Origin of the sequence: Phytohabitans sp. LJ34 (assembly GCF_052068095.1) — a bacterium.
In the GTDB taxonomy this organism is placed as follows: Bacteria; Actinomycetota; Actinomycetes; order Mycobacteriales; family Micromonosporaceae; genus Phytohabitans.
The window spans coordinates 404,078-426,806 of record NZ_JBQHDG010000006.1; the positions used below are offsets into that span (position 1 = coordinate 404,078).

The 22,729-nt window shown below is 74.4% G+C and carries 24 protein-coding genes and 1 pseudogene; 13 read left to right on the forward strand and 12 right to left on the reverse strand.

The window, feature by feature from the left end; all coding sequences use genetic code 11:
- Positions 1-3 precede the first annotated feature (3 nt).
- Entirely contained in the window at positions 4-1,014 is a 1,011-nt protein-coding gene (locus tag ACTMTJ_RS14015) for a DUF4190 domain-containing protein (RefSeq protein WP_441216791.1), read from the forward strand.
- Between the two features lie 25 nt (positions 1,015-1,039).
- On the opposite strand, the gene ACTMTJ_RS14020 is transcribed toward ACTMTJ_RS14015, so the two are convergent.
- Positions 1,040-1,792: an SAM-dependent methyltransferase gene (locus ACTMTJ_RS14020; protein WP_441216792.1), complete on the reverse strand. Its 753-nt coding sequence runs from the start codon at positions 1,790-1,792 to the stop codon at positions 1,040-1,042.
- An 11-nt stretch (positions 1,793-1,803) separates the two neighbouring features.
- A complete protein-coding gene (locus ACTMTJ_RS14025) occupies positions 1,804-4,566 on the reverse strand; it encodes a BTAD domain-containing putative transcriptional regulator (RefSeq protein WP_441216793.1) in 2,763 nt (920 codons plus the stop codon).
- Positions 4,567-4,617: 51 nt separating this feature from the next.
- On the opposite strand from ACTMTJ_RS14025, the gene ACTMTJ_RS14030 reads away from it, so the two are divergent.
- From ACTMTJ_RS14030 to ACTMTJ_RS14045, 4 genes are read left to right on the forward strand one after another with little or no spacing between them, the layout of a single operon-like run.
- Positions 4,618-5,274, forward strand: a complete 657-nt coding sequence (locus ACTMTJ_RS14030; protein ID WP_441216794.1) for a DUF4386 domain-containing protein — start codon at positions 4,618-4,620, stop codon at positions 5,272-5,274.
- Positions 5,246-6,058 carry an SAM-dependent methyltransferase gene (locus tag ACTMTJ_RS14035; RefSeq protein ID WP_441216795.1) on the forward strand — a complete coding sequence of 271 codons (813 nt, stop codon included), beginning with the start codon at positions 5,246-5,248 and terminating at the stop codon, positions 6,056-6,058. The genes ACTMTJ_RS14030 and ACTMTJ_RS14035 overlap by 29 nt, the downstream gene beginning before the upstream one ends.
- Complete coding sequence (locus tag ACTMTJ_RS14040; protein ID WP_441216796.1) at positions 6,055-6,564, forward strand: DinB family protein; 510 nt, start codon at positions 6,055-6,057, stop codon at positions 6,562-6,564. The genes ACTMTJ_RS14035 and ACTMTJ_RS14040 overlap by 4 nt, the downstream gene beginning before the upstream one ends.
- The gene (locus ACTMTJ_RS14045) at positions 6,561-6,917 is read left to right on the forward strand and encodes a hypothetical protein (RefSeq protein ID WP_441216797.1); all 357 of its coding nucleotides are present in this window, start codon (positions 6,561-6,563) and stop codon (positions 6,915-6,917) included. Before ACTMTJ_RS14040 ends, ACTMTJ_RS14045 begins: the two co-directional genes overlap by 4 nt.
- Positions 6,918-7,412: 495 nt before the next feature.
- Here the strand turns inward: ACTMTJ_RS14045 and ACTMTJ_RS14050 are convergent, their stop codons facing one another.
- Together ACTMTJ_RS14050 and ACTMTJ_RS14055 are read right to left on the reverse strand one after the other, a co-directional pair.
- A complete protein-coding gene (locus ACTMTJ_RS14050) occupies positions 7,413-8,222 on the reverse strand; it encodes a TIGR02452 family protein (protein ID WP_441216798.1) in 810 nt (269 codons plus the stop codon).
- Entirely contained in the window at positions 8,219-8,767 is a 549-nt protein-coding gene (locus tag ACTMTJ_RS14055; RefSeq protein ID WP_441216799.1) for an NADAR family protein, read from the reverse strand. Before ACTMTJ_RS14055 ends, ACTMTJ_RS14050 begins: the two co-directional genes overlap by 4 nt.
- 101 nt (positions 8,768-8,868) lie before the next feature.
- On the opposite strand from ACTMTJ_RS14055, the gene ACTMTJ_RS14060 reads away from it, so the two are divergent.
- Complete coding sequence (locus tag ACTMTJ_RS14060) at positions 8,869-9,633, forward strand: NUDIX hydrolase (RefSeq protein ID WP_441216800.1); 765 nt, start codon at positions 8,869-8,871, stop codon at positions 9,631-9,633.
- A 109-nt stretch (positions 9,634-9,742) separates the two neighbouring features.
- Here ACTMTJ_RS14060 and ACTMTJ_RS14065 read toward each other — a convergent pair whose 3' ends face one another.
- The gene (locus tag ACTMTJ_RS14065) at positions 9,743-10,081 is read right to left on the reverse strand and encodes an STAS domain-containing protein (RefSeq protein ID WP_441216801.1); all 339 of its coding nucleotides are present in this window, start codon (positions 10,079-10,081) and stop codon (positions 9,743-9,745) included.
- A gap of 133 nt (positions 10,082-10,214) precedes the next feature.
- Here ACTMTJ_RS14065 and ACTMTJ_RS14070 point away from each other — a divergent pair, with 133 nt between their 5' ends.
- From ACTMTJ_RS14070 to ACTMTJ_RS14080, 3 genes are all read left to right on the forward strand, one after another.
- Positions 10,215-10,601: a phage holin family protein gene (locus ACTMTJ_RS14070; RefSeq protein WP_441216802.1), complete on the forward strand. Its 387-nt coding sequence runs from the start codon at positions 10,215-10,217 to the stop codon at positions 10,599-10,601.
- Entirely contained in the window at positions 10,598-10,972 is a 375-nt protein-coding gene (locus tag ACTMTJ_RS14075; protein ID WP_441216803.1) for a DUF3618 domain-containing protein, read from the forward strand. The genes ACTMTJ_RS14070 and ACTMTJ_RS14075 overlap by 4 nt, the downstream gene beginning before the upstream one ends.
- Positions 10,973-11,273: 301 nt before the next feature.
- Entirely contained in the window at positions 11,274-11,816 is a 543-nt protein-coding gene (locus ACTMTJ_RS14080) for a hypothetical protein (RefSeq protein ID WP_441216804.1), read from the forward strand.
- 180 nt (positions 11,817-11,996) lie between these two features.
- On the opposite strand, the gene ACTMTJ_RS14085 is transcribed toward ACTMTJ_RS14080, so the two are convergent.
- Positions 11,997-13,145: a hypothetical protein gene (locus ACTMTJ_RS14085; RefSeq protein ID WP_441216805.1), complete on the reverse strand. Its 1,149-nt coding sequence runs from the start codon at positions 13,143-13,145 to the stop codon at positions 11,997-11,999.
- A gap of 356 nt (positions 13,146-13,501) precedes the next feature.
- Between ACTMTJ_RS14085 and ACTMTJ_RS14090 the strand changes: the two genes are divergently transcribed.
- On the forward strand, positions 13,502-16,084 hold the full coding sequence (locus tag ACTMTJ_RS14090) for a M14 family zinc carboxypeptidase (RefSeq protein ID WP_441216806.1): 2,583 nt from the start codon (positions 13,502-13,504) through the stop codon (positions 16,082-16,084).
- Here the strand turns inward: ACTMTJ_RS14090 and ACTMTJ_RS14095 are convergent.
- On the reverse strand, positions 16,049-16,993 hold the full coding sequence (locus ACTMTJ_RS14095) for a cupin domain-containing protein (RefSeq protein WP_441216807.1): 945 nt from the start codon (positions 16,991-16,993) through the stop codon (positions 16,049-16,051). The two genes, ACTMTJ_RS14090 and ACTMTJ_RS14095, sit on opposite strands and share 36 nt — an antisense overlap.
- Before the next feature lie 39 nt (positions 16,994-17,032).
- Here ACTMTJ_RS14095 and ACTMTJ_RS14100 point away from each other — a divergent pair, with 39 nt between their 5' ends.
- Positions 17,033-17,905 (forward strand): SDR family NAD(P)-dependent oxidoreductase, encoded by an 873-nt coding sequence (locus ACTMTJ_RS14100; RefSeq protein ID WP_441216808.1) that lies wholly within the window; start codon positions 17,033-17,035, stop codon positions 17,903-17,905.
- Positions 17,906-17,964: 59 nt separating this feature from the next.
- On the opposite strand, the gene ACTMTJ_RS14105 is transcribed toward ACTMTJ_RS14100, so the two are convergent.
- Together ACTMTJ_RS14105 and ACTMTJ_RS14110 are read right to left on the reverse strand one after the other, a co-directional pair.
- Complete coding sequence (locus tag ACTMTJ_RS14105) at positions 17,965-18,087, reverse strand: hypothetical protein (protein WP_441216809.1); 123 nt, start codon at positions 18,085-18,087, stop codon at positions 17,965-17,967.
- Positions 18,088-18,095: 8 nt separating this feature from the next.
- Positions 18,096-18,482: a VOC family protein gene (locus ACTMTJ_RS14110; protein ID WP_441216810.1), complete on the reverse strand. Its 387-nt coding sequence runs from the start codon at positions 18,480-18,482 to the stop codon at positions 18,096-18,098.
- Positions 18,483-18,617: 135 nt separating this feature from the next.
- On the opposite strand from ACTMTJ_RS14110, the gene ACTMTJ_RS14115 reads away from it, so the two are divergent.
- The gene (locus tag ACTMTJ_RS14115; protein WP_441216811.1) at positions 18,618-19,067 is read left to right on the forward strand and encodes a YdeI/OmpD-associated family protein; all 450 of its coding nucleotides are present in this window, start codon (positions 18,618-18,620) and stop codon (positions 19,065-19,067) included.
- A gap of 107 nt (positions 19,068-19,174) precedes the next feature.
- On the opposite strand, the gene ACTMTJ_RS14120 is transcribed toward ACTMTJ_RS14115, so the two are convergent.
- A complete protein-coding gene (locus ACTMTJ_RS14120; protein WP_441216812.1) occupies positions 19,175-20,215 on the reverse strand; it encodes an NAD(P)/FAD-dependent oxidoreductase in 1,041 nt (346 codons plus the stop codon).
- A gap of 96 nt (positions 20,216-20,311) precedes the next feature.
- Here ACTMTJ_RS14120 and ACTMTJ_RS14125 point away from each other — a divergent pair.
- Positions 20,312-20,596 (forward strand): annotated as a pseudogene (locus ACTMTJ_RS14125) (helix-turn-helix domain-containing protein); the annotation flags it as partial.
- A 101-nt stretch (positions 20,597-20,697) separates the two neighbouring features.
- Here ACTMTJ_RS14125 and ACTMTJ_RS14130 read toward each other — a convergent pair.
- On the reverse strand, positions 20,698-22,011 hold the full coding sequence (locus ACTMTJ_RS14130; protein ID WP_441216813.1) for an erythromycin esterase family protein: 1,314 nt from the start codon (positions 22,009-22,011) through the stop codon (positions 20,698-20,700).
- A gap of 60 nt (positions 22,012-22,071) precedes the next feature.
- Positions 22,072-22,689, reverse strand: a complete 618-nt coding sequence (locus ACTMTJ_RS14135; RefSeq protein ID WP_441216814.1) for a zinc-ribbon domain-containing protein — start codon at positions 22,687-22,689, stop codon at positions 22,072-22,074.
- Between the last annotated feature and the right edge of the window lie 40 nt (positions 22,690-22,729).

Here is a 22,729-nt window from a genome sequence, read left to right on the forward strand (position 1 = left end):
GCCGTGACTCAGCCCCCTCCGTACGGATCTCCGCAGTCCTACCCCACGTCAGGCGCACCGCAGCAGCCCTATCCCACGTCCGGAGCGCCGCAGCAGCCCGACCCGTGGGGCCAGCAGCAGCCGGCCTCCTGGGGCCAGCAGCCGCAGCAGCCCGGCGTCTACGGGCAGCCGCAGTCCGGCGTGTACGGCCAGGCCCAGCAGCAGCCCGGCGTCTACGGCCAGCCCCAGCCGGGTGTCTACGGCCAGCCGCAACAGGACCAGTGGAGCCAGCAGCCGCAGGCTGACCAGTGGGGCCAGCAGCCGCCGCGACAGGACCAGTGGGGCCAGCAGCCACAGGCCGACCAGTGGGGCCAGCAGCCACCGCCCGGCCAGTGGGGGCAGCAGCAGCCGCCACCACCGCCGCGCCAGGGCGGCACCAACGGGTTCGCGATCGCGTCGCTCGTCTTCGGCCTGCTCGGCGGCATCCTGCTCAGCGTCATCTTCGGCTTCGTGGCGCTGTCCCAGATCAAGAAGCGCGGCCAGGGCGGCCGGGGCCTGGCCATCGCCGGCCTCTCGCTGTCCGGCGTCTGGGTGCTCGGCATCGTGGCCCTGGTGATCGTCGGCATCGTCGCCGGCGGCACCGGCAACACGAACGACCCGACCACGTCCCTGGCCGACAGCGGCGACGTCAACGTGCAGCGGCTCACACCCGGCCAGTGCCTCAACGGCCTCAAGGAGGGCAGCGCGATCCGCGACCTGCCGGCGGTGCCCTGCACCCAGCCGCACGAGGGCGAGGTGTTCGCGACCTTCGACCTGGCCGACGGCGACTTCCCGGGCGACACCGAGGTGGGCAAGCTCGCCGAGGACGGCTGCGTCGACCGGCTGAAGACCTACTCGGCCAAGGCCGCCGACGACCCCAACGTCGAGATCTACTTCCTGCACCCGACGCAGACCTCGTGGCGGCTCGGCGACCAGGGCGTCGCCTGCGTCGCGATGTCCAGCACCGGCAAGGTGACCGGCTCCATCAAGGACTGACCGGTGGGCGGCCGGCCGCCCACCGTCAGCGCCGCTTCAGGGCGAAGACACCCCAACCGAGGAACCGCCGCTGGTACCTGACGTAGGCCAGCGGCGCCCGGTCCAGCTCGGCGCGCATCTCGCCGGCGAGCGCGTGGCCGGGATTCGCGTCCAGCCACTCCCGGACGTTGAGCCACTGCGCGGCCACGTAACGGTCCCAGCTGTCCTCGTCGGCGAGCACCATCTCGACCAGGTCCCAGCCCAGCTCGCCGAAGCCCGCGACCAGGCCGGGCAGGTCGGCGAACTCGTCCTTGCCGGTGGCGTGGCAACCCTCCACCGTGGCCTGGTCGGGCGGCTCCTCGCGCCAGAACGGTTCGCCGATCAGCACCAGGCCGCCCGGACGCAGGCTGCGTTCCAGCAACGCGATCGTGCCGGCGACGCCGCCGCCGATCCAGGTGGCGCCCACGCACGCGGCCACGTCGACCGGCGCGGGCGCGACGTGGCCGGCGGCGTCCCCGTGCACGAACGTGACCCGGTCCGCGACGCCCAGCTCGGCCGCCCGGTCGCGCGCCGAGGCGAGGAACGCCGTGCTGATGTCCACGCCGGTGCCGGTGACGCCGTGGTCGCGTGCCCAGGTGCAGAGCATCTCGCCGCTGCCGCAGGCGAGGTCGAGCACGCTCGCACCGGCCCGCAGCCGGAGCGCCCGGCCGAGCACGGCCAGCTTCTCCTCCGTGAACGGGTCGTGGATGCGGTGGTGGCGCTCGCGGATGACGAACGGTTGCGGCAGGTCTTCGGTCACGGACCGGCAACCTAGCGGGTGTGCCGCGGCGCGTCGACCTCATTCCCGCGGCCGAGCACGGACAGCATGTACTCCAGGGCACCCCGGTCGTCCAGCTCGGCCGCGCCGCCGGGGTCGGGCAGGCCCGGCACCGGGTCGAGCTGGGCCCGCCACACCGGCGTGTCGAGCAGGCCACTCCCCCGCAGGTACGCCAGCACGGGCTCGGCCTCCGCCGGGCGCCCGGAACGCGCCAGCATCGACACGAACTCGACCGACGCCACGCAGGCGCCCTGCATGTTGTCGCTGTCGAGCAGCTCCTCGACGTGCGCGCGCAGCGCCCGGAACGCGCGCGGCCGGTCGCCGCGCCGGAACGCCACCCGCGCCTCCACGGTGCGGTTGGGCGAATGGGTGCGCGGCGGCACCTCGACGTCGACCGCCGCGTCGAAGAGCCGCTCCGCCTCCTCGTGCCGGCCCTGCCCGGCGGCGGAGTAGCCGAGCAGCATGAGCGCCCAGTTGTACAGCGTGGGCGGCCCCTGCACCCGGTAGCGCTCGGCCAGCCCGCGCATGACCGCGTCGTGCTCGGCGAAGCGGCCGCGGAACAGCAGCGCGGCGCCGATGTCCACCTCGACGTGCTCGGCCAGGTCGTGGTCGCCGTGCGCGCGCAGGTCGGCGAGGGCGTCCGGCGCGCAGGCGGCCAGCGCCTCCCAGTCGCCGTACACGCAGGCCCGCGCCCACCCCGCCGCCGGGTGGTCCGGCTCGCCGTGCTCGGCCAACAGCCGCTCGTAGGCCGCTGAGTCGTGGCTCAGCTTGTACCGCTGGGCCGCCACGGCGAGCGCGAAGGGCGCGCGGTCGGGCAGGAGGCGCTCAGCCCAGTCGCCGACCTCGGCCCGGCTGCGCGACGACACCTCCGTGGCCACCGTCCGGACCAGCGCGTAGGCCAGGTCGCGGTCGCCGCTCGCACAGGCCCACTCGAACGCCGCCCGCTGGTGGGGCCAGTGCTCGTCGAGCCGGGCCACACCCTCCACTTCGGACGGACCGGCGAGCAGCCGGCCGATCGCGGCGGCGCGGTCGCGGCACCAGCGGGCGTGCGCGGCGGCCGCCCGGTCGCTCTCCCCCGCTGCGGCCAGCCGCTCGGCCGCGAACTGCCGCACCGTCTCCAGTAGACGGAAGCGCCGCCCGAACGGGCCGGGCTCGGCGAGCACCATCGACCGCGCCACGAGATGGCCGAGCGCCGCCTCCGCCCCGGTGCCGCCGACCGCCTCGGCGGCGGCCAGGTCGAACGGGCCGGCGAACACGGCGAGCCGGCACAGCAGCGCGCGTTCCGCCGCGCCGAGCAGGTCGTACGACCACTGGATCGTGGCCCGCATCGTGCGGTGCCGCTCGGCGCCGGTCCGCCGGCCGCCGACGAGCACACCGAGATGGTCGTCGAGGCGGGCGAGGAGGTCGGCCGGGGCCAGGCTCGTGGTGCGGGCGGCGGCGAGCTCGATGGCGAGCGGCACGCCGTCCAGGCGCCGGCAGATCTCCTCGACGTCGCGCCGGCCGGCGACCGGGTCGTAGCCGGGGAAGGCGGCCGCGGCCCGCTCGTCGAACAGCTCCACGGCCGCGCCGGCCGGCTCCAGCGGCGGCACCGCGACGAGCATCTCGTGCCCGTCTCCGACGTCGAGGCCCTCCCGCGACGTGGCCAGCACCCGCACGCCCGGACTGCCCTCGGCGACGGCGCGGGCCAGCCCGGCGGCGCCGTCGACGACATGCTCGCAGTTGTCCAGCACCAGCAACGCGTCCCGGGAGCGCAGAGTAGCCACAATGGACTCGCGCAGGCTCCGCCCGGCGCTCTCCCGCACGCCCAGCGCGCCGGCGACCGCGCGCGGCACGTCACCGGGCGCGGTCACCTCGGTGAGGTCGACGAGCCACGCGCCGTCGGCGGCCACCACCTCGCGGGCGGCGGCCAGCGCGAGCCGGGTCTTGCCGATCCCGCCCGGCCCGACGAGCGTCACCACCGGGTAGGCGGCCAGCGCGGCCCGCACGGCGAGCAGCTCGCGCGCCCGGCCGATCAGCCGGCCGGGCCGCAGCGGGAGGTTGCCCGCGTGCGGCGGCGGCTCCAGACGCTGGTCGAGGATCTCCGCCTCCAGCTTGCGCAGCTCGGGGCCGGGCTCGACGCCGAGGCCGTCGACCAGGTGCCGCCGCGCGGTGCGGTACGCGGCGAGCGCGTCCGCCTGCCGCCCGGCCCGGTACAGCGCGGTCATCAGCAGCGCCCACAGCCGTTCCCGGTACGGGTGGCCGGCGGTCAGCTCGGTCAGCCGTCCGACGGCGGCGCCCGGGTCGGCCTCCACCCGCGCGCCGAGGTCGGCCTCGACCGCGCCGAGCCACCGCTCGACGAGCCCGTCGACGGCGGCCGCCAGCCCAGGCGCGGTGAGGCCGGCGAGCGGGTGACCGGTCCACTCGGCGATGGCACCGGTCACATCGCCGGCGTCGAGGCATCGCTGGAAGCGGGCGGCGTCGACCGCGGTGTCCGGCACGTCGAGCCGGTACGCGGCGCCGGCCCGCGCGATGGTGCCGGGGCCGAGGCTGGCCCGCAGCCGCGTCACGTACGACTGGAGGGTGCGCTCGGCCGTCCGCGGCGGGTCGCTGCCCCACACCAGCTCGACCAGCCGCCAGGTCGGGACGGCCGTGCCGGGGGCGAGGGCGAGCGCGGCGAGCAGCGCGCGGCACTTCGCCGGCCCCACGTCGACCGGCTCACCGAGGTCGGTCGCCGCGGCGACGCCGCCGAGGAGCTGGATGCGTACCCCTGCGCCCACGCTCAACAGTCTCTCAACACCCGCACAACGCCCGCCGCCGACAGTGGGCCGATGAGACTCGTGAGCGCCCGCCTCGCCGGGCTGCTGTACCTCGTGATCATCGTTTTCGGCCTCTTCGCCGAGGTCGCGGTCCGCGGCCGGCTCACCACCGCGGACGACATCCTGCGGTCGGAGGGCCTCTACCGGGCCGGCATCGCCGTCAACCTTGTGTTCCTGCTCGCCGAGACGCTCCTGGTGGTCATCCTGTACCGGCTCTTCGAGCCCGTCGACCGGGACGTCTCGCTGGTCGCCGCCATCTTCCGGTTCGCCGCCGTGGTGGTCCAGGCGGCCAACCTGACCACGATGTTCGCGGCGCTGCTCGCCGCGCGCGGCGGCGACCCGGGCGTCCCCCTGCTGCTCGACCTCTTCCGGTACGGGTACGGGATCGCGCTCGCGTTCTTCGCGGTCTGCTGCGCCGCGACCGGCTACCTGCTGGCACGCACGGCGCTGGGCTACATGTTCGCCGTCGCCGGGGTGGTGTACCTGGCCAACAGCTTCCTGCTCTTCCTCGTCCCCGGCTACGACGCGTCCGTGACGGCGTTGCTGCTGGCGCCGGCGGCGGTCGCCGAGATCTGGTTTACCGTGCTGCTCCTGCGTCGCGGCGACGTCCCGTTCACCGCCGGCGGTACGCTGTCGGTCCATGAGCGTGGGACCGCCGTCGGGCGATGAGGCGCCACCCGGCATCGACACCAGCGTGCCGCACTCCGCCCGGATCTGGAACTACTGGTTGGGCGGCACCGACAACTTCCCGGTCGACCGGGCGGCCGGCGACGAGTACCGGCGGGTCTTTCCGGGCGTGGTGGACGTGGCGCGGGCGTCCCGCGGCTTCCTGGTCCGCTCGGTCCGTTACCTGGCCGGCGAGGCCGGCGTCCGCCAGTTCCTCGACGTCGGCACCGGCCTGCCGACCGCCGACAACACCCACCAGGTCGCCCAGGCCGTGGCGCCCGACTCCCGGGTGGTCTATGTGGACAGCGACCCGCTGGTGCTCGCCCACGCGCGGGCCCTGCTCGCCGGCACGCCGGAGGGCGCCACCGCGTTCCTCGACGCCGACCTGCGCGACCCCGACCGGATCGTGTCCGGGGCCCGGCGGACCCTCGACTTCGGACGGCCGGTGGCCCTGATCCTCAGCGGCGTCCTCGGCCACGTCGCGGACACCGGCGAGGCCCGCGCGATCGTCCGCGGGCTGCTCGCCGCGCTGCCGTCCGGTAGCTACCTGTCGCTCAACGACGGCACCGCCGTGTTCAGCGATCGGATCGGCGCGGCGCAGGAGGAGTACAACGACACCGGCGCCGTGCCGTACACGCTGCGCACCCCCGCCGAGATCGCCTCTTTCTTCGACGGCCTCGAACTCGTCGAGCCGGGCGTGGTCGCCTGCCCGCGGTGGCGGCCGGATCCGGGGGCCGGGGGCGCGGCCGACGTCGACGCGTTCGGCGGCGTGGGGCGCAAGCCGTGAGCCGCCCGTTCCCTTCGCCGACCGTCCCGGCCGGCGGGCGGGCCGAGGTCTTCCTTCGGTACCTCGACTACTTCCGCGAGTCCACAGTGGAGAAGGCTGCGGCGTTGCCGGAGGCCGAGCTCCGCCGCAGCCGCCTGCCCAGCGGCTGGACGCCCATGGAGCTGCTCAAGCACCTGCGGTACGTGGAGCTGCGCTGGATCGAGTGGGGCTTCGAGGGCAAGGACGTGGGCGACCCGTGGGGCGACCGCCGCGACGACCGCTGGCACGTGTCACCCGGCGAGACCCTCGACGACCTGGTCGCCGCGCTGCGCGCGCAGGGTGCCCACACCCGCGCGGTGGTCGAGGGCGCCGACCTGGCGGCCGCCGGGCCACCCGGGCCGCGCTGGCCCGACGCCGAGCCGCCGACACTGGAGCGGGTGCTGTTCCACCTTGTGCAGGAGTACGCCCGCCACCTCGGCCACCTCGACATCGTGGCCGAGATGGCCGGCGGCCCGGTCGGCGAGTGAACGGCCGCTACGCCGCCGTGGACGTGCACTACCCCGCGTCCGGTGGCGCCGGCGCGGCGGCCGTCGTCGCCGCCGACGAGCGATTCGCGTCCATCGTGGACGTACGCCGGCCCGGCCTCGGCGCCCACCTGCACGCCGAGATCCGGGTGCCGGTGGTGGGCGTGGCGAAGACCGAGTTCCGCGGCGCCGGCCACGCGATCCCCGTCCACCGCGGCGGCGCGGCGCGACCGCTGTACGTGACCGCGGCCGGCCTGAGCGCCGAACGGGCCGCCGCGCTGGTCGCCGCGATGGCCGGTCCACATCGGATGCCCGACGCCCTGCGCCGCGTCGACTCCCTCGCCCGCCGTCGATGAGGCGCTCGAGACCTTCGGAGATGTGAGCTACCGCGATGTCCGTCGTGGTCCGGACCGCTGCTCCCGCGGCCTCACCCGTCCGCTTTGGTCGCGGTCACCCTTGCGGGGGTGAGAATTTGTCCACAATGTCGCTGGCCCGGGTCGGTGGCGAGGCGGAAAGCGGTGCTGCGTCGCCTACAGTGACCGCCGCGAGGTGCGCGAACAGCGCGCGGGTTGAGATCTAGGAGAGTTGGGGCGCTATATCAACCCTAAGTCTCCTAGATCTCGAAGTCCCGGCCCCGCGGGTTGGTGACGCTCTGTCAGGGCGGCGGAGGGTAGGGGTCTGCGACCGCCCGCGAAGATCTTCAGGGCTTGTCCCGCGGACCTGGCAGTGGACGGCCAGGGGTTTCGGCTCGGCCCACGAGCCGCCGGCCGGGAGCGGTGCCCGCGGGAGCATACGGTCCGCCGCTGACGCGGAGGCGGGAAAATCTGTTTCGAAGAGCGGCGACCCGCTCGCTAGACCAAGGTGGAGGCCGCCGCGGAGAAGGCGTGGTACGTGGGCGTGCCGGGGGCCCGGTCGAGCACCGCGAACACCACGTGGTCGAAGGCGTCCACCCGGTCGAGGGCCGCGGTGAAGGCGCTGGCCACCAGGGCCGGGTCGTTGCCGAAGACGCCGCAGCCCCACGCGCCTAGGACCAGCCGCCGGTGCCCGTGCGCGGCGGCGACCTCGACCACCCGCAGGGCGCGGGCGCGCAGCACGTCGGGCACGGTGGCGGCGAAGTGCGGCTGGTTGCTCCGCAGCGCCCGAAGGTTTGGCGCGGCCGCGGTGATGAAGGCCGTCCGGTGTGGACGGTCCAGCAGGCGCAGGCTCTCGTCGCGGAAGACCGGCACGCCGGGCGAGTAGATCACTCGGTCGCTGTAGCGCAGGTCGGTGTTGGCGCGGTGGTGGAGGTAGAACGCGGGCACCGCGCTGAGGCAGGAATGCAGCGCGGTGGACCGGACGATGTCCTCCTCCTGCGCCCGGGCACCGGTGAGGAAGCCGCCGCCGGGGTTGCGGGCCGAGGCGAACACCAGCGCGGCCGCGCCGTCGCCGAGCCGCCACGCGGCGGACAGCGTCGACTCGTTGCTGACCTCCACCAGCCCGCTGCCCGCGCGGGCGAAGCCGACCGGCAGACGCTCGCCGGGCAGGTACAGCCGGGTGCGCGCCACGGCCGCCCGGATCGACTCGCGGATGTCGACCCATCCACTGGACGGCGTGCGGTAGCCGCCGACTTGCGAGATTGTGACGGTCTCCGCCGCGACCGCCCGTAACCGTTGGTTGTTCATAGCCGCTCCCGTACGTCCATGAGCGCGAAGCCGAGCAGGTTGAGCCCGCGCCATTTCAGGGGATGCGCCACGTCGGGGTTGTTGGGCCCCATCCCGATGCCCCAGACCGGGTCGTAAGGGCTGGCCTCCACGAGCACCCGGTCGCCAGTCGCGAGGAGGAACTCGCGCAGGCCTTCGTGCTGGCTGAACTTGGCCAGGTTGCCGGTTACCACGATGTCGTACCGCGCGTCGACCCACTTCTGCTGGTGGAAGTCGCGCACCTTGCGGCCGGCCGCCTTCGCCGCGACGGGACTCCGGGCGGCCAGCACCGCGGCGAGGCCCTCGTCGTCGCCGAACAGGCGCGCCTTGGCGGCCATCATCCAGTGCTCGGCGGTCGGGTAGGTGACGCCGTCCACTGTGAACTCGGCCAGCCACCACTGGCTCAGGCAGCTGGGCCCGACCATGCCGCTCGCGGTCGGCCGGTGGCCCCAGAACGGAGCTATCTTCATGGGCTTGCCGTCCAACTCGGCATCGCGCAGGGCGGTGAGGCGTTCCTTCGGTGTCATGACGCTCCCTTCCCGAGCGCGGCGGCGGTCCCCCACTCGCTGCCCGTTCGCCAGAACATACACAGCATCATGACTCACTTTGAGTCTCTACACAACTCATCATGAGTACAATGCTGTGTGTGACCGTCGACAACCACCTCACCGACGAGGACCGCGGCTTTCTCGCCACCTACGACCCGCGGGCCTTCCCGCCCGTCGCCGTCACCGTCGACCTGGTGATCCTCACCGTGCGCGAGGGCGAGCTGTGCGTGCTGCTGATCCGCCGTGGCGAGCCGCCGCAGCGCGGGCGGTGGGCGCTGCCGGGCGGCTTCGTCGGCCCGGACGAGACGCTCGACGCGGCCGCCGGGCGGGAGCTGGTGGAGGAGACCGGCATCCGGGCCGGCGCGCACCTGGAGCAGCTGGCGACGTTCGGCGACCCGCGGCGCGACCCCCGGATGCGGGTGGTCTCGGTGGCCTACCTGGCGCTGGTGCCCGACCTGCCGACGCCGGTGGCCGGCACCGACGCGAGCGAGGCCCGCTACCAGCCGGTGGCCGAGCTGGCCGGCGCCTCCGGCGCGCTCGCCTTCGACCACGACCGCATCCTCGCCGAGGGGGTCGAGCGGGCCCGGGCCAGGCTGGAGTACACCGGGCTGGCCACCACGTTCCTCGACGAGCCGTTCACGATCGCGGACCTGCGCCGGGTGTACGAAACGGTGTGGGGGGTGCCGCTGCACGCGGCCAACTTCCGGCGCAAGGTGCTCTCGACGCCCGGTTTCGTGGAGCCGACCGGCGAGAAGCTGGCGACCGGACGCGGCTGGGCCGAGCTCTACCGGCGCGGCACCACCGCCCACCTGCACCCGGCGATCCCCCGGCCGTCAGCTAGTTGAGGTGTGTTGGCCTTCCTCCCCTGCCTGAGGGTGTGTTGGCCCTCCTCCTCGCCGCCCCCACGTCCAGCGGCGAGGAGGAGGGCCGGGCCGGCCGGTGGGGGTGTCCCGGTCAGCCCTCCTCGGTGAGCACCGGCAGCAGGCCGGTCACCTCGAGGAGTCGGCGCACCTGCGGCTGCGGATCGGCCACCCTGAAGTGGATGCCCTCGTCGCCGGCCCGCTGGTGGGCGTAGACGAGCGCGCTGAGGCCGGTCGAGTCCAGAAACGTGACGCCGCCGAGGTCGACGGTGAGCGAGGCGGGGCGCAGGTCGAGCGCGCCGGACAGGTACTGCCGGAACTGACCGGCGGAGACGACGTCCACCTCGCCGGCGACCACCAGCCGGACGCCGTCGCCGAGGTGCACCGCGGACACCAGCAGCCCGGACGGTGCGCCGCCGAGGTCGTCGATCATCGTGAGCCCTTCCGCCGATTCGGAGTACCGCGGGAAAGAGCGTCCGGCCGCGGCCGCGCGTTACCCGCGGCAGGTTTTGCGGCGAACCGCGCCGGGCATCACTCACCTCACCGAGAGTGAGGAGTGACCGATCATGTCCGATGCGGGTACCGGCGAACTGGTCCGCCAGGCGGCCGACCAGATCACTCGCCTGGTCCGCGACGAGCTCGCCCTGGCCCGCGCGGAGATGGTGGAGAAGGGCAAGCGGGTGGGCACCGGCGCCGGGCTGCTCGGCGGCGGCGGGGTCGTCGCGCTGTACGGCGTGGCGGCGCTGCTCGCGGCCATCGTGCTCGGCCTCGCCGAGGCGATGCCCGCCTGGCTCTCCGCGCTGATCGTGGCCGCGGCCCTCTTCGCCGTCGCCGGCGTGCTGGCGGTCATCGGCCGCCGCCAGGTCGCTCAGGGTGTGCCGCCGGTGCCGCGGGAAGCGGTCCAGAGCGTACAGGCCGACATCGAAGAGGTACGAGGGAGGGCCCAACGATGACCACCAAGAAGAGCACCGAACCCACACCGGCACCGCCGCCCGGTGACACCGACGCCATCCGCGCCGACATCGCGCACACCCGTGAGGACCTGGGCGACACCGTCGAGGCGCTCGCGGACAAGGCGGACGTCAAGTCCCGCGCCAAGGGGGCGGCCGCCGACGCCAAGGAACGGGTGCGGGACACCGCGCACGCCGCGACCGAGAAAGCCGGCGAGAAGGCCGGCGAGGTGACCGAGACGGTACGGCGCCGCCCCGGCCGGGTCGCCGCCGCGGCCGGCGGGGTCGTGGCCGCCCTGGGCACCGTCGTGGTGTTCCGCCGCCAGCGGGCCAAGGCCCGCGCCCGCCGGCCGTGGTGGCGCCGCGTCCGGTAAGCGTTCGGCGAGCCGGCTGTCCCGGGCTGATTGTGGCCCAGGAGAGCCGGCTTCCGTCTGTTCAGCCGTCGACTCCGCCGGCGGAGTCGTGCCAGGCGGTTTCGCCGTCCGCGACCAGCCCGGCCCGCAGACCATCGGCGAGCCGCGGCTCGTCCTCGACGACCAACACCCGCATCGTCCCCATCCTCGCCCACCGCGGCTGAAGGCCCGCTGAAAAGCGCAGGCCCATTGACAAATTCCCATCCGGTACGCGACGGTGCGGTCGCACGCCGGGCCGAACGATTTTGACGGGGGAATCGCCATGCGGGTGTGGAAAAGTCTTGTCCTGCGGGCCGCGCTGGGTGCCGCTGTCGTCGCCGGAGCGGTGGGGATAGCCGCGGCGCCTGCCCAGGCGGCCGGGTGCTCGCCGACGTCCAACCACGCGGGGTACGCCACCTACAACTGCTACATGTACCGCTCGTCGGTGCACCTGTGGAACCGCTGGACCACCTCGAGCACCTACTCGGTCGCCGACAACACGACCGGCGTGCTGTACCAGGGCACGAGCTGGTTCGTGTGCCAGCGCACGTTCCCGGCGGGGGTCCACTACGGCAGCGCGGCCAACAACTGGTGGGCGTACACGCTGAGCGACAACGGGGTGTGGGGCTGGGTCAACGCGGTCTACATCTCCGGCGGCGTCAACTGGGGCCCGATTCCCGGGCTGGCGGGGTGCGCGGCCGGTTTCGGCGGCAGCACGTCGTACCCGGGTGACTTCGCCGCGTGCAGCAGTGTCGTGGCCTGGCCCGACGGCGCCTCACATGTCGACCTCACCGCCGCCGTCACGCGCTTCGGTGGCGTCTGCTGAAACCGCCGACAGCGAAAGCCACCGGCACCAGGCCCCGTCGCGGACCGGCGAAGCGGCCACGGAGGGCCAACCGCAAAGGCCCGACGGGCACCGCACCCTTCACCGACCGGCGAAGCGGCCGCGGACGGGCAGCGAAAGGGCCCGGCGCCACCGGCGCCGGGCCCTTCGCGATCCGCTGGTTCAGGCGGTCGGCTTCTCGTCGTCCGGGACGGCGAGCACGACGCGCCGCCGGCGGGACATGAGCAGCATCGCGCCGCCGCCGGCCACGACGACCAGGCCGACGCCGCCGATCAGGCCGGCCTGCACGCCGGTGACGGGCAGCTCGCCGCCGCCACCGCCGCCGCCGGCCTTCGCCAGGTGCACGGAGAACTCGTCGGTGTTGTCGCTCTCGTCGATGTCCTTGGCCGACACGCCCTTGACACCCTCGGGCAGGGCGGCGCTCGCCAGGCGGGCCACCTCGGGCGTCTCGACGGTCTTGATGCCCTCGGCGCTCACCACGCCACCGTCGAGCACCGCCGGGGCGGGCGCGTCGTCGGCGACCTTGAGGACGTGGACGTCGATCTGGATCGCCGAGTACGGCGCGCCCTCACCGGTGTCCTCGTCGGCCGGGATCAGCCCGACGTCGAAGGTGCAGACGGCGCTGCGGTTGTCCGCCGCGTACTCGCAGTCCTTCCGCTTCTCCACGAACGTGACGTGCTCGGGGAGGTTGAGCTTGACCTTGAGGCCCTGCACCGCCTCGTCGCCGAAGTTGATCACGTAGTAGAAGAGCTCGGTCTCCTCGCCCGGCGCCACGGTGCCGGTCAGGCCCTCTTCGTTCAGCGGCACGTCCGGCGCGACCGTGGTGAGGTCCGGGCCGGTGCTCTCGCTGACGGTCACCGTCGCGGTGGCGCTGTCGTTGGTGGAGACCGCGTCGTCGGCGCCGTGCGACACCGTCGCGGTCAGCTTGCCCGGGGTGCCGTCGCCCTTGCGCACCAGGGCGAACACCAGGTCGAGGTTTTCGCCCGGCTTGACCGGGATCACGCCACAAGCGATCTTGGAGCCGGTCTGCTCGCACGCGTCGGCGTCCGGCAGCGGCACCTCGACGACACTCGTGTCGAGCCCGCTCAGGTCGAAGGTGATGACGACCTCGTCCGCGGTCTCGGCACCCTTGTTGGTGACGGTCGCGGTGGCCACCTTGCCCGACGTGGTCGCGGCCAGCGTGGTGCCACTCAGGGTGAGCGCGAGGTCGGTCGGGCCCGCTGCGAGCGCCGGCGCGGCGAAGGCGCCCGTGGCCACGAGGCCGACGGCCGCGGCGCCGGCGAAGGCCAGGGCGCGGGTACGAACGTTCATCAAATGACTCCCGTGGGAGAGGTGTTAAGGAAAACGAAAGGTGAGACGCGGGGACGCTAGCGGTACCGATGGTGCGTACGCCACCCCGAACCCTCAACCTCAACGTGAGCTGCACTCGGGCCGTGCGGAGGGAATGTCTGGTTTGGCCGGCGATATCCGCCCGACACACCCCCTGGCCAGGCACAAAGATCATCCTGCGGTACCAGAAGAGTCGGCCGTTCGGCGGACCGATGCCGCGAAGAACGCGCACCCTGAGTAGCCGCGCCGTGCCGTAGGCGAATCGCAATGTACTGGCTGTTGACCGGCGTCGATGGGGTCGGAACGATCGTTCACACGTCCACCTTGGAGGTGCCGCTGTGCCCCGAACCCCGCGTGTCCTCGCCGCCCTCCTCTCCCTCGCCGTCGCGCTGCCGGCGACCCCGGCCGCCGCCGCTCCGCACGGTCCGCCGGCGCCCGGCGAGCGCGCCACCCGCGAGCCGGGCAACGGGCCCGAGCGCCACGAGGTCGCCGCCACCGACCCCCTCGTGGCGGCGGCGGCCGACGCCCGCGCACAGGGGCACAACCAGCCCACGAAGACGGCCGGCTACCCGCGGCAGACAAGGCTCCGGGTGTACCCGGTGGATCCCACCGACCGGGCCGTCAAGCTCGGCCTCGTGCCGTACCACGGGATCGCCCCCCTGCTCAACGACCTCCAGGCCCGCAGCGACCGGGTCTCGGTCGAGGTGGTGGGTCAGTCCACATTGGGCCGTGACCTCTACCTCGTCACAGTGACCGCACCGGAGCACGCGAGCCAGACGCGGCGGCAGGACCGGTGGCGGCGGCTCATCGAGGACGACCCGCGGGCGGCGGCGCGCGACCGGGGGCTGCGGGCCGGATACAAGACGCCGGTGTGGTTCAACGGAAACATCCACGGCGACGAGTGGGAGGGCACCGACGGCGCGCTCCGCGTGATCGGCCAGCTCGCGACCGCCACGGACCCCGCGACGCGGCGGCTGCTGGAGCGTACCCGGCTGTACTTCACGGTCACCAACAACCCCGACGGGCGGGTGGCCGGCACCCGGGTCAACGGCGCCGGCTTCGACGTCAACCGCGACCACGTCACGTCCAGCCAGCCGGAGTCGCGGGCGGTGCGCGACGTGGTGATCGCGACCCAGCCGGTGCTGATGCTCGACGAGCACGGCTACACCGGCACGACGCTCATCGAGCCGAGCACCGCGCCGCACGGGCAGAACTACGACTACGACCTCTACATCCGGCACGCCTACCCGAACGCGCTCGGCATGGAGGCCGCGATCGCCGCGCTCGGTCACCCGGAGACGGCGCGGGCGGACATCCCGTTCCGCGACTACGCCCCCGGCGACTGGGACGACTGGCCGCCCATCTTCACCCCGATGTACGCCATCTACCACGGCGCGGTCGGCCACACCGTCGAGGTGCCGCTCCAGGTCAACCGGGGCGCGTACGACGGCCTGCCGGTCGAGGAGCTGCGCCGCCGCTCAGCCGTCAACACCGACGTGGCGGCGGCGACGATCCGGGCCGCCATCGGGTACGCGGACACCCACCGCGCGGCGCTTGTCGCCGACCAGATCGAGCTCTTCCGCCGCGGCTGGGCGGGCGAGCCGCAGCGGCACATCCCGGACGGGTACGTGCCGGGCTTCGGGCCGGAAGACCGGTACACGACCGAGTTCCCGCGCGCGTACGTGATCCCGGCCGGGTCCGGCCAGCGCTCGCCGGCCGCCGCCGCCCGCCTCGTCGACCTGCTCGTCGCGCACGACGTGCGGGTGCGGCGGGCGAAGGCACCGTTCGCGCTGGCCGGCACGTGGCATCCGGCTGGGTCCTATGTGGTCGACATGCGCCAGCCCAAGCGCGGCCTCGCCAACGCGATCCTCGAGGCCGGGCGCGACATCTCCGCGCTGGTGCCGCAGATGTACGACATCTCCGGCTGGAGCCACGGCCTGCTCTGGGGTGCCACCGTCCACACCAGCCGGTGGGCGGCGCCGCGCGTGCCGACCTCGCCGGTCGCCGTGGCCGGTCCGACCGGTGGCGTGCTCGCCCCGCCCGGACGCGACCTGGCGCTCACCGTCACCGACGGCAAGGACGTCCAGGCCGTCAACGCGCTGCTCGACGCGGGCGTCCGGCTCCGCCGCCAGGACGACGGCACGATCCTGGTACCGGCCGCCGCGCGGCGTACCGCGGCCGGCCTCGCCGACCGGCTGGGTGTGCGCTTCACCGCCGCCCGGCCGCACGCCGGTGGCCGGGTGCTGACCAAGCCGGTGCTGGCGGTCGCGGTATCCGCCGACGAGCTGTTCGTGCTCCGCCAGTTGGGCTTCGACGTGCGGCCGGTATCCACGGCGGCACTCAACGCCGGCTACGACTTGTCCGAGGTGGACACTCTCGTCGTCTCCTCCGGACTGTCCTATCAGGCCCTCAACGCCGCGGCGAAGTCCCAAGTGGACGCGCTGCTCGCCCGGGGCGGCGTCGTCACCCGCGGGGCGACCGGCGCTAGGTTCAACTCCGACGCCGGTGTGCTCCCGGCGCGCGCGGTCGCCGGCCGCACGGACGCCAACGGCGTGGTCTCCGTCCGCAATGGACCCGGCCCGGTCGGCGCGGGAGCGCTGCCGCACTCGTTCGTGTACGCGCCGCTGTGGTTCACCGACCTGGGCGCGGGTGTGACCGTCGACCAGCGGTACGCCGCGACGCCGCTCGTCGCCGGCCACTGGATCGCCGACCCCGACGACGGCACCGGTGGCCCTGCGGAGGCGGCCGGGCAGGCGGCGGTGGTGTCCGGTGTCGGGCCGCGCGGCACGGCGGCGGTCCTCTTCGGCACCGAGCCGCTCTTCCGGGCCCACCCGAAGGGCCTCTTCGCGCAGGTGGGCCGGGCGATCTACTGGACCGCGACGGCCTCAGCGGACACCGGAGCGGCGGTACGCGCCGGGTGACACCCCGAACTCGCGCTTGAACGCGGCGGCGAAGGCCACATCGGAGGTGTAGCCCACCTGGGCCGCCACCGCCGCCACCGTGACCCGCTGGTCGCCGAGCAGGGCGCGGGCCCGGCGCAGCCGCAGCGCCTGTAGGTAGCGCATGGCCGGCTCACCCACCCGGCCGGTGAACCGCGCCGCGAACGCGGCCCGGGACAGCCCCGCCGTGCGAGCCAGACCGGCGAGGGTCCACGGGTGGGCGGGGTCGGCGTGCAGGGCGGCGAGGGCGGCGGCCACGTACGGGTCGGCGAGTCCGGCGAGCCAGCCCGGCCGGTCGACGGCCGCGCTGTGGTGGCGCAGCGCCCGCACCAGCATGGCGTCGGAGAGCCGGGCCATCACCAGGTCGCTGCCCGGGCCGCCGTCGGCCGCCTCGGCGGTCAGCGCCTCGATCAGCGGGGCCAGCCACGCGGCGGGGCGGCCTCCGGCTCCGGGCAGCCGGATCGTGCGGGGCAGCCCGGACAGCGCGGGGTGGTCGGCCTCCCCGACGAGGAACGCGCCGCACACCACCTCGGTGTCCACTGTGGGCCCACCGGCGCGCAGCCGGTTTCCGGCGGTACGCATGGCGAGCGCGAAGCCGGAGGTCGCGGAGGCGGAGGCGGCGCCGGGCGAGCGGATCTCGTGGGCGTCGCCGCGGGGCAGGATCACCAGGTCGCCCGGCTCCACGCGCTCGGTCGTGCCGTCGTCGAACACCAGGTCGCAGGCGCCGCGCGTGACGAGGTGCACGCCGCGCAGGTCGGGGTGGTCGAAACGGACGCGGAACGGCGCGCCGAGCTCCAGCCACCGGTACGCGGCGCTTTCGAACCGTGCCTCCCGCAGTACGCTGCTCAGCAGGTCGTGCGAGACGGACACTGTGGTTTGCCGGACGCTCACCCATAGAGTGTCTCGCTTGGCCGCCCTAGCGTCGACCTCGTGAGAGACAGACGAACCGCCGTCGTGACCGGCGGCACGGGTGGGATAGGCGCCGCGGTCGCGGCGGAGCTGGCCCGGCGGGAGCACCGGGTGCTCATCGTCGGGCGGGACGCGGAGCGGGGTCGGGCGGTGCTGGGCGGCCTGGTGGGGACCGGTCACACGTTCATCCGGGCGGACCTCGCCCTGATGAGCGACACTGCCAGGGTCGCCCATGAGGTGACCGGTCACACCGACCGGTTGGACGCGCTGGTGCTGTGCGCCGGCGTACTGTCCACTGTGGCCGAGTGGACCGCCGAGGGCCTGGAGCGCACCCTGGCGCTCAACTACCTGTCCCGCTACCTGCTGGCCCGCCGGCTGCTACCGCCGCTCACCGGGTCGCCGTCGGGACGGGTGGTGCTGGTCGCCAACGCCGGCCGCTACCGCGACACCCTCGACCTCGCCGACCTCCAGCTGCGGCACGGCGGGCGCGGCCTGCGGGTGTCCGGGCGCAGCCAGTTCGCCAACGACCTCCTCGCCGTGGAGCTCGCCGAGCGGGTAGAGGCGACCCGGATCGCCGTGACGTGCGTCTACCCCGGGCTCGTCGCGACCGATGTGTTCGCCAACGCGCACGGCCCGTCCCGCCCGCTGCGGGCCGTGGCCGCCGCGCTGCAACGCCGGTTCGGCGCGCCGCCGGCGAAGGCAGCGACGGTCCCCGCCCGCCTGGCCGCCGACCCCGACGCGGCCGGCTTCGGTGGCGCCTTCGTCGGACCGGGGATGCGACGTATCCGCATCCCCGACCGGGCCCGGCGCGCCGATCGGCGGGCCGCGCTCTGGGCCGCCAGCGAGGCGCTCGTCGCCGCCTGGCTGACCGACGCCGACCGCCGGCTCCGTTGACGGCGGATTCCTTCGCGAGCACCCCGCCCGGCTTGACGCTCACGCCCTCGCCACCGCGGTCAGCTCGGCCGCGACCGCCGGACCACGAAGACCACGGTCGCCAGCGCGAGCACCGCCGAGGAGGCCGCGCCTACCGCCGCCGGACCAGCGGCGGACGGGGTGAGGCCGGGAGCAGCGGCCACGCGTCCGTCTACAGTGTCTGGACGAGCTGGACGGGATGGCCGTCCGGGTCGGTGACCCAGGCGATCAGCAGCCGGCCCAGCCACTCGTGCGGGCCCGTGAGGCCGGGCGTCCCGCCGTCGGTGAGGGTCGTGTAGGCCGCCGCCACGTCGTCGGTCCACAGGACGACCGCCGCGCGCTGGCCGTGCGCGACCGGGTCGAGGCCGTGGTCGTCCCGTGTGGACGCGACCGAGGCGAGGCCGATCCGGTATCCGTCGAGGGCGAGGTCGATGTGGATCGGCTCGCCCTCGCGTGGCGTCCGGAACGTCTCGGTGAACCCCAGGCCCTCGTAGAAGGCGGCGGCGCGGGGCAGGTCCCCGCTGAACAGGATGACCTGCGGGCTGCGGAATCGTGCCACCCGGCGACGTTACCAGCCGGCCTCACCGGCGCGGTGCCCTCGCCGGCCGGCGAGCACAATGCTCGGCGGGCGATGAGTTTTCGCGGGCCGGCCCGTCTGAGCCGGTGGACGCAAACGCCGATCGGGAGGACCGTCATGAGGTTTCGCGCGGAGCTGGAGGCCACCGGCGCCACGACCGCCGGTTTCGAGGTGCCGGAGGAACTGGTCGAGTCGCTCGGCGGCGGAAGGCATCCCAAGGTGGCCGTGACGGTCAACGGGTACCGCTTCCGCACGTCCATCGCCCGCATGGGCGGCCGCTTCCTGCTCGGCGTCAGTGGCGAGCGCCGCGCGGCCGCCGGGGTACGGGCCGGCGAGGTACTCGACGTGGACGTGGAGCTCGACACCGCGCCGCGCGAGGCGGAGGTGCCGGACGACCTGGCCGCGGCTTTGGCCGGTGACACGGCGGCCAAGGCGTTCTGGGACACGCTCACGCACAGCAAGCAGATGTGGCACGTCACGCAGGTCACGTCGGCGAAGAAGGCCGACACCCGGGCCGCCCGGGTGGCGAAGTCGGTCGCCATGCTCCGCGAGGGCCGGGCCCGCTAGCGCGGTGGCCCACGACGTTGGCCGGCTTCGCCGGCCCGGGTGAGCGGCGGCCGAAGGCCGCCACCGCACTGGCGCGCTGGCCGTCGACCCAGCCAGGTCGGCCCCGCTCAGAAGCGGTCGAGGCGGCAGCCCGCCAGCAGCGGCTCGACGGTGCCGTCGACCAGCTCCCGCGCGACAAGGCGGCCGACGGCCGGGGCGAGCGTGACCGCGGAATGCAGCACCGCCACGTAGAGGCCGGGCACCTCGGCGACCGGGCCGACGATCGGCTCGCCGTCGGCCGGCATGGGGCGTAGGCCGACCCGGGTGCCGAGCAGCTCGACGTCCGCGGTGCCGCGGAAGGTGGAACGGACGGCGGCGAGAGTCCTTTCGGGCGAGTCCGCGGCGGCGAGCAGCCGGTCCGGGGCGACCTGCCGGAGATCGAAGTCCGGTGTGTTGACCACGGTGCGGACCAGACCGGCCGGGGCGCGAAGCCGGAAGAGCGTCGCCGGCGACGGGTCGACCGGGATGTGCACGCCGAGCGGGGCGCCCAGCGCGGCCGTGGCCACCCCGGCCGCGAGCACCACCGTCGCGCCGGAGAGAGGCCCGGCGGCCGTCTCGACCCCGACGACCCGACCCGCCGCGTCCCGGCGGACCGCGGTGACCGGGGTGTCCGGATGGACCCGGGCGCCATGGGCGCGGGCACCCGCGACGAGCCGCTCGGTCACGCCCACCGGGTCGGCGGCGCCGTCGCCGGGTGCCCAGACCGCCCACGGCAGGGGCTGCCGCAGGGCGGGCTCGAGCGCCGCCGCGGCGGCCGCGTCCACGATCTCCTGCCCGGGCCCGGGCTCCGGCGCGCGGTCCGCCGCACCCCAGGACAGCGAGCCGGACCAGGTGACCGGGAGTCCGGGGAGTTCGGCCTCGAGCCGGCGGTACTCCCGGGTCGCGGTCGCCCGCGCCGCGGCGGCCGGACCGGTGCGGACGCCGGACGCTCCGATCCAGGCGAACGAGCCCGCCGTGACGCCGGCACCCGGCCGCCCGGCGTCGACCAGGGTCACGGCGGCACCGGCCCGGGCGGCGTGGTAGGCCACCGAGGCGCCGACGATGCCCGCGCCCACCACGAGGACCGTTTCGCCAGAGGTTGCGTCACCGCCGGACCGGGAGTGGGACATGGTGCGATCATTCCCGAGCATCCGGACGGGACGCGTCGCCTACGCTGAGCGCGAAATCGGCGCTCGGCGGTTCAGCCCCGCACGTATGGTGAGCGGATGTCGGACGTGGCGTACATCGGACCGGGCGGGCACCGCGACCAGCCGTTGTTGCGCACGCTCGTGGGTGACGTGCTGCGGCGCCGGCGGATCGCGCAGCGGCGCACGCTCGCCGACGTGGCCCGCGCGGCCCGCGTGTCCCTGCCCTATCTGTCCGAAGTGGAGCGGGGTCGCAAGGAGGCCAGCTCCGAGGTGCTGGCGGCGGTCTGCGAGGCGCTCGGGTTCGACCTCGCCGACTTCCTGACCGAGGTGCGGCTCCATCTCGTCACGCGGGTCGCGCCCATGCCGCGCCCGCAGCCGCAGGCACCGGTGCGGCGCCCCGGCGACGTGGTGCTGCTGGCCGCCTGACGCTGGCTGGCCCGCGTGACCCCGACGGTCAAAGGACTTCAGACGCCGGTCGGGTAGGTCTCGGGTTCGAAGACCGGCGAAGCCGGCACCGGCATCGGGGCCACCGCGCGGCTTTCGTCGAACCAGCAGAACGCGTCGTAGCGGTCGCCGAGGACGGTGGGCACGTAGTTGTTCCACCGGTCGCGTTCCGGGTGGTAGACCACGCCGATCGCGCGGTGGTCGAGAGCGTCGGTGAGCAGGTCGGGGCGGTCGTCGCGGGAGAAGACGAAGACCGCGCGGGCCGGCGCCGCCGCGTGCAGCACGCCTTCCAGCGCGGCCTCGCGGGCCGGCGGCACGACCATCTCCTCCATCGGCGCGCCCCACCCGTCGCCGGCGACGACCGTGCCGTGGTGGCTGCCGAAGCCGACCAGGACGACGCCGTCCGCGCCGTGGCGTTCGCGGGCCAGCTGGCCGATGTTCACCTCGCCGCGGCCGCCCATGTCGGTGGCGCGGGCGTCGCCGACGTGCGAGTTGTGCGCCCACACCACGGCCTTCGACTCCGGGCCGTAGTGGTCGAGCAGGCGGGCGAGGGTGGCGTCCATGTGGCGGTCGCGCACGTTCCAGGAGTCGCGGCCGCCGCGGACCATGGCGCGGTAGTAGCGTTCGGCGCCGGCGACCACCTCGGCGTTCTGCCACGCGCCGAAGCGTTCCGCGGCCGCCGAGGCCGATGCCGAAGGGCCACCGCCCTCCTGTGCCCGCGACCGCAGCCGCACGAGCAGGTCGACCACCTCGTTCTCGCACCCGGCCGCGACGAAGCGGGTGGCCAGCGCGTACAGCTGGGCGTCCTCCGCGTACGGCTCGAAGCACTGGTACGCGGCGAGCGCGGCGGGCACCTGCCCGGGATCGTGCTCGCGCAGGTAGACGAGGATCTCGCGGAGCGACTCCCACAGCGAGTACACGTCGAGGCCATGGAAGCCGGCGCGCACCTCTGGGTCGGCCTGCGCGTTGTGCCAGCGCAGCCACTGGCAGAAGTCGGCGACCTCGTCGTTGGCCCACATCCAGGTCGGCCACCGCTCGAACGTGGCGAGCGCCGCCCGCGGGTCCTCCGGCGCGCCCGCTTCGAGGCGGACGCTGCGGTTGACGCGGTCGCAGTCGGGCCAGTCGCCCTCCACCGCGACGAACGAGAACGCGGCTTCCTCGATCAGTCGCTGGGTGAGCTGGGCGCGCCAGTGGTAGTACTCGTGCGTGCCGTGGCTGGCCTCGCCCAGCATCACGACGCGGGCCGTGCCGACCCGGTCGAGCAGTACGTCGAGGTCGTCGGGGCCGCCGAGCGGCGCGGCCAGCGCGGCGACCTCGTCCCCGTACCGTGACATCGTTACCCTCCCGGCGGGTTCGGTTGTGCCGTCCCCGTCGGTTACCCGGTGCGGGATGGCTCAACCGAGCCGGGCGGACTGCTCCACGGTGGTGATGACGCCGAGCGCGTGGGCGGGCGTGAGGCCGAGGGTGCTGGCGAGCCAGCCGAGCGCCTCCCGCTCGGCGGGGTTGAGCGCGCCGTCGGCGACGCCGATCCGGGCCGCCTCCGCGAGGTAGCGTTCGCGCGCGTCCAGGGTCAGGTGCGCGGCCAGGGCGCGCAGCGGCTCGACGACCGCCTCGGCGGGCCGGCTGACGTCGGCCTGGAGGTGCGCCACGTCGTACCCCTCGGCGCCGGCCGAACGCACGGCGGCGAGCGCGGCGCCGACGGCGGCCTCGGAGGTGCCGCCGGCGCGCAGGATGACCGCGGCGGCGGCCCGCATCCCGGCCGGGAGCGCGCTGGCGAGCTGGGCGCTGGTGGGCGCGGCCAGCACGGCGGGGTCGAAGCGGACCCGGCAGGTCTGGCACCGCACGACCTCGCCGACCTTGTCGAGCGGGATCACCGGCACGAAGAACAGGGTGAAGAAGCGCCGGGCGGTGCGGTGCTCGTAGTCGCGGTCGCCACCGCAGTTGGGGCAGGCGAAGCGGCCCTTGCCGATCAGACCCATGAAGTAGAAGACGGACAAGCCGAAGATGATCACGCGCGGGAGGATACCAATGCGGCGCCACCTCGGCGGGGTC

What these genes read in the sequence shown, in the direction of transcription:
- ACTMTJ_RS14030 (WP_441216794.1), top strand. Translation starts at nt 4,618, where the DNA reads ATGAGACTCGTGAGCGCCCGCCTCGCCGGGCTGCTGTACCTCGTGATC.
- ACTMTJ_RS14035 (WP_441216795.1), top strand. Translation starts at nt 5,246, where the DNA reads ATGAGCGTGGGACCGCCGTCGGGCGATGAGGCGCCACCCGGCATCGAC.
- ACTMTJ_RS14050 (WP_441216798.1), bottom strand. Translation starts at nt 8,222, where the DNA reads ATGAACAACCAACGGTTACGGGCGGTCGCGGCGGAGACCGTCACAATC.
- ACTMTJ_RS14055 (WP_441216799.1), bottom strand. Translation starts at nt 8,767, where the DNA reads ATGACACCGAAGGAACGCCTCACCGCCCTGCGCGATGCCGAGTTGGAC.
- ACTMTJ_RS14060 (WP_441216800.1), top strand. Translation starts at nt 8,869, where the DNA reads ATGAGTACAATGCTGTGTGTGACCGTCGACAACCACCTCACCGACGAG.
- ACTMTJ_RS14065 (WP_441216801.1), bottom strand. Translation starts at nt 10,081, where the DNA reads ATGATCGACGACCTCGGCGGCGCACCGTCCGGGCTGCTGGTGTCCGCG.
- ACTMTJ_RS14070 (WP_441216802.1), top strand. Translation starts at nt 10,215, where the DNA reads ATGTCCGATGCGGGTACCGGCGAACTGGTCCGCCAGGCGGCCGACCAG.
- ACTMTJ_RS14075 (WP_441216803.1), top strand. Translation starts at nt 10,598, where the DNA reads ATGACCACCAAGAAGAGCACCGAACCCACACCGGCACCGCCGCCCGGT.
- ACTMTJ_RS14080 (WP_441216804.1), top strand. Translation starts at nt 11,274, where the DNA reads ATGCGGGTGTGGAAAAGTCTTGTCCTGCGGGCCGCGCTGGGTGCCGCT.
- ACTMTJ_RS14085 (WP_441216805.1), bottom strand. Translation starts at nt 13,145, where the DNA reads ATGAACGTTCGTACCCGCGCCCTGGCCTTCGCCGGCGCCGCGGCCGTC.
- ACTMTJ_RS14115 (WP_441216811.1), top strand. Translation starts at nt 18,618, where the DNA reads ATGAGGTTTCGCGCGGAGCTGGAGGCCACCGGCGCCACGACCGCCGGT.
- ACTMTJ_RS14120 (WP_441216812.1), bottom strand. Translation starts at nt 20,215, where the DNA reads ATGTCCCACTCCCGGTCCGGCGGTGACGCAACCTCTGGCGAAACGGTC.
- ACTMTJ_RS14130 (WP_441216813.1), bottom strand. Translation starts at nt 22,011, where the DNA reads ATGTCACGGTACGGGGACGAGGTCGCCGCGCTGGCCGCGCCGCTCGGC.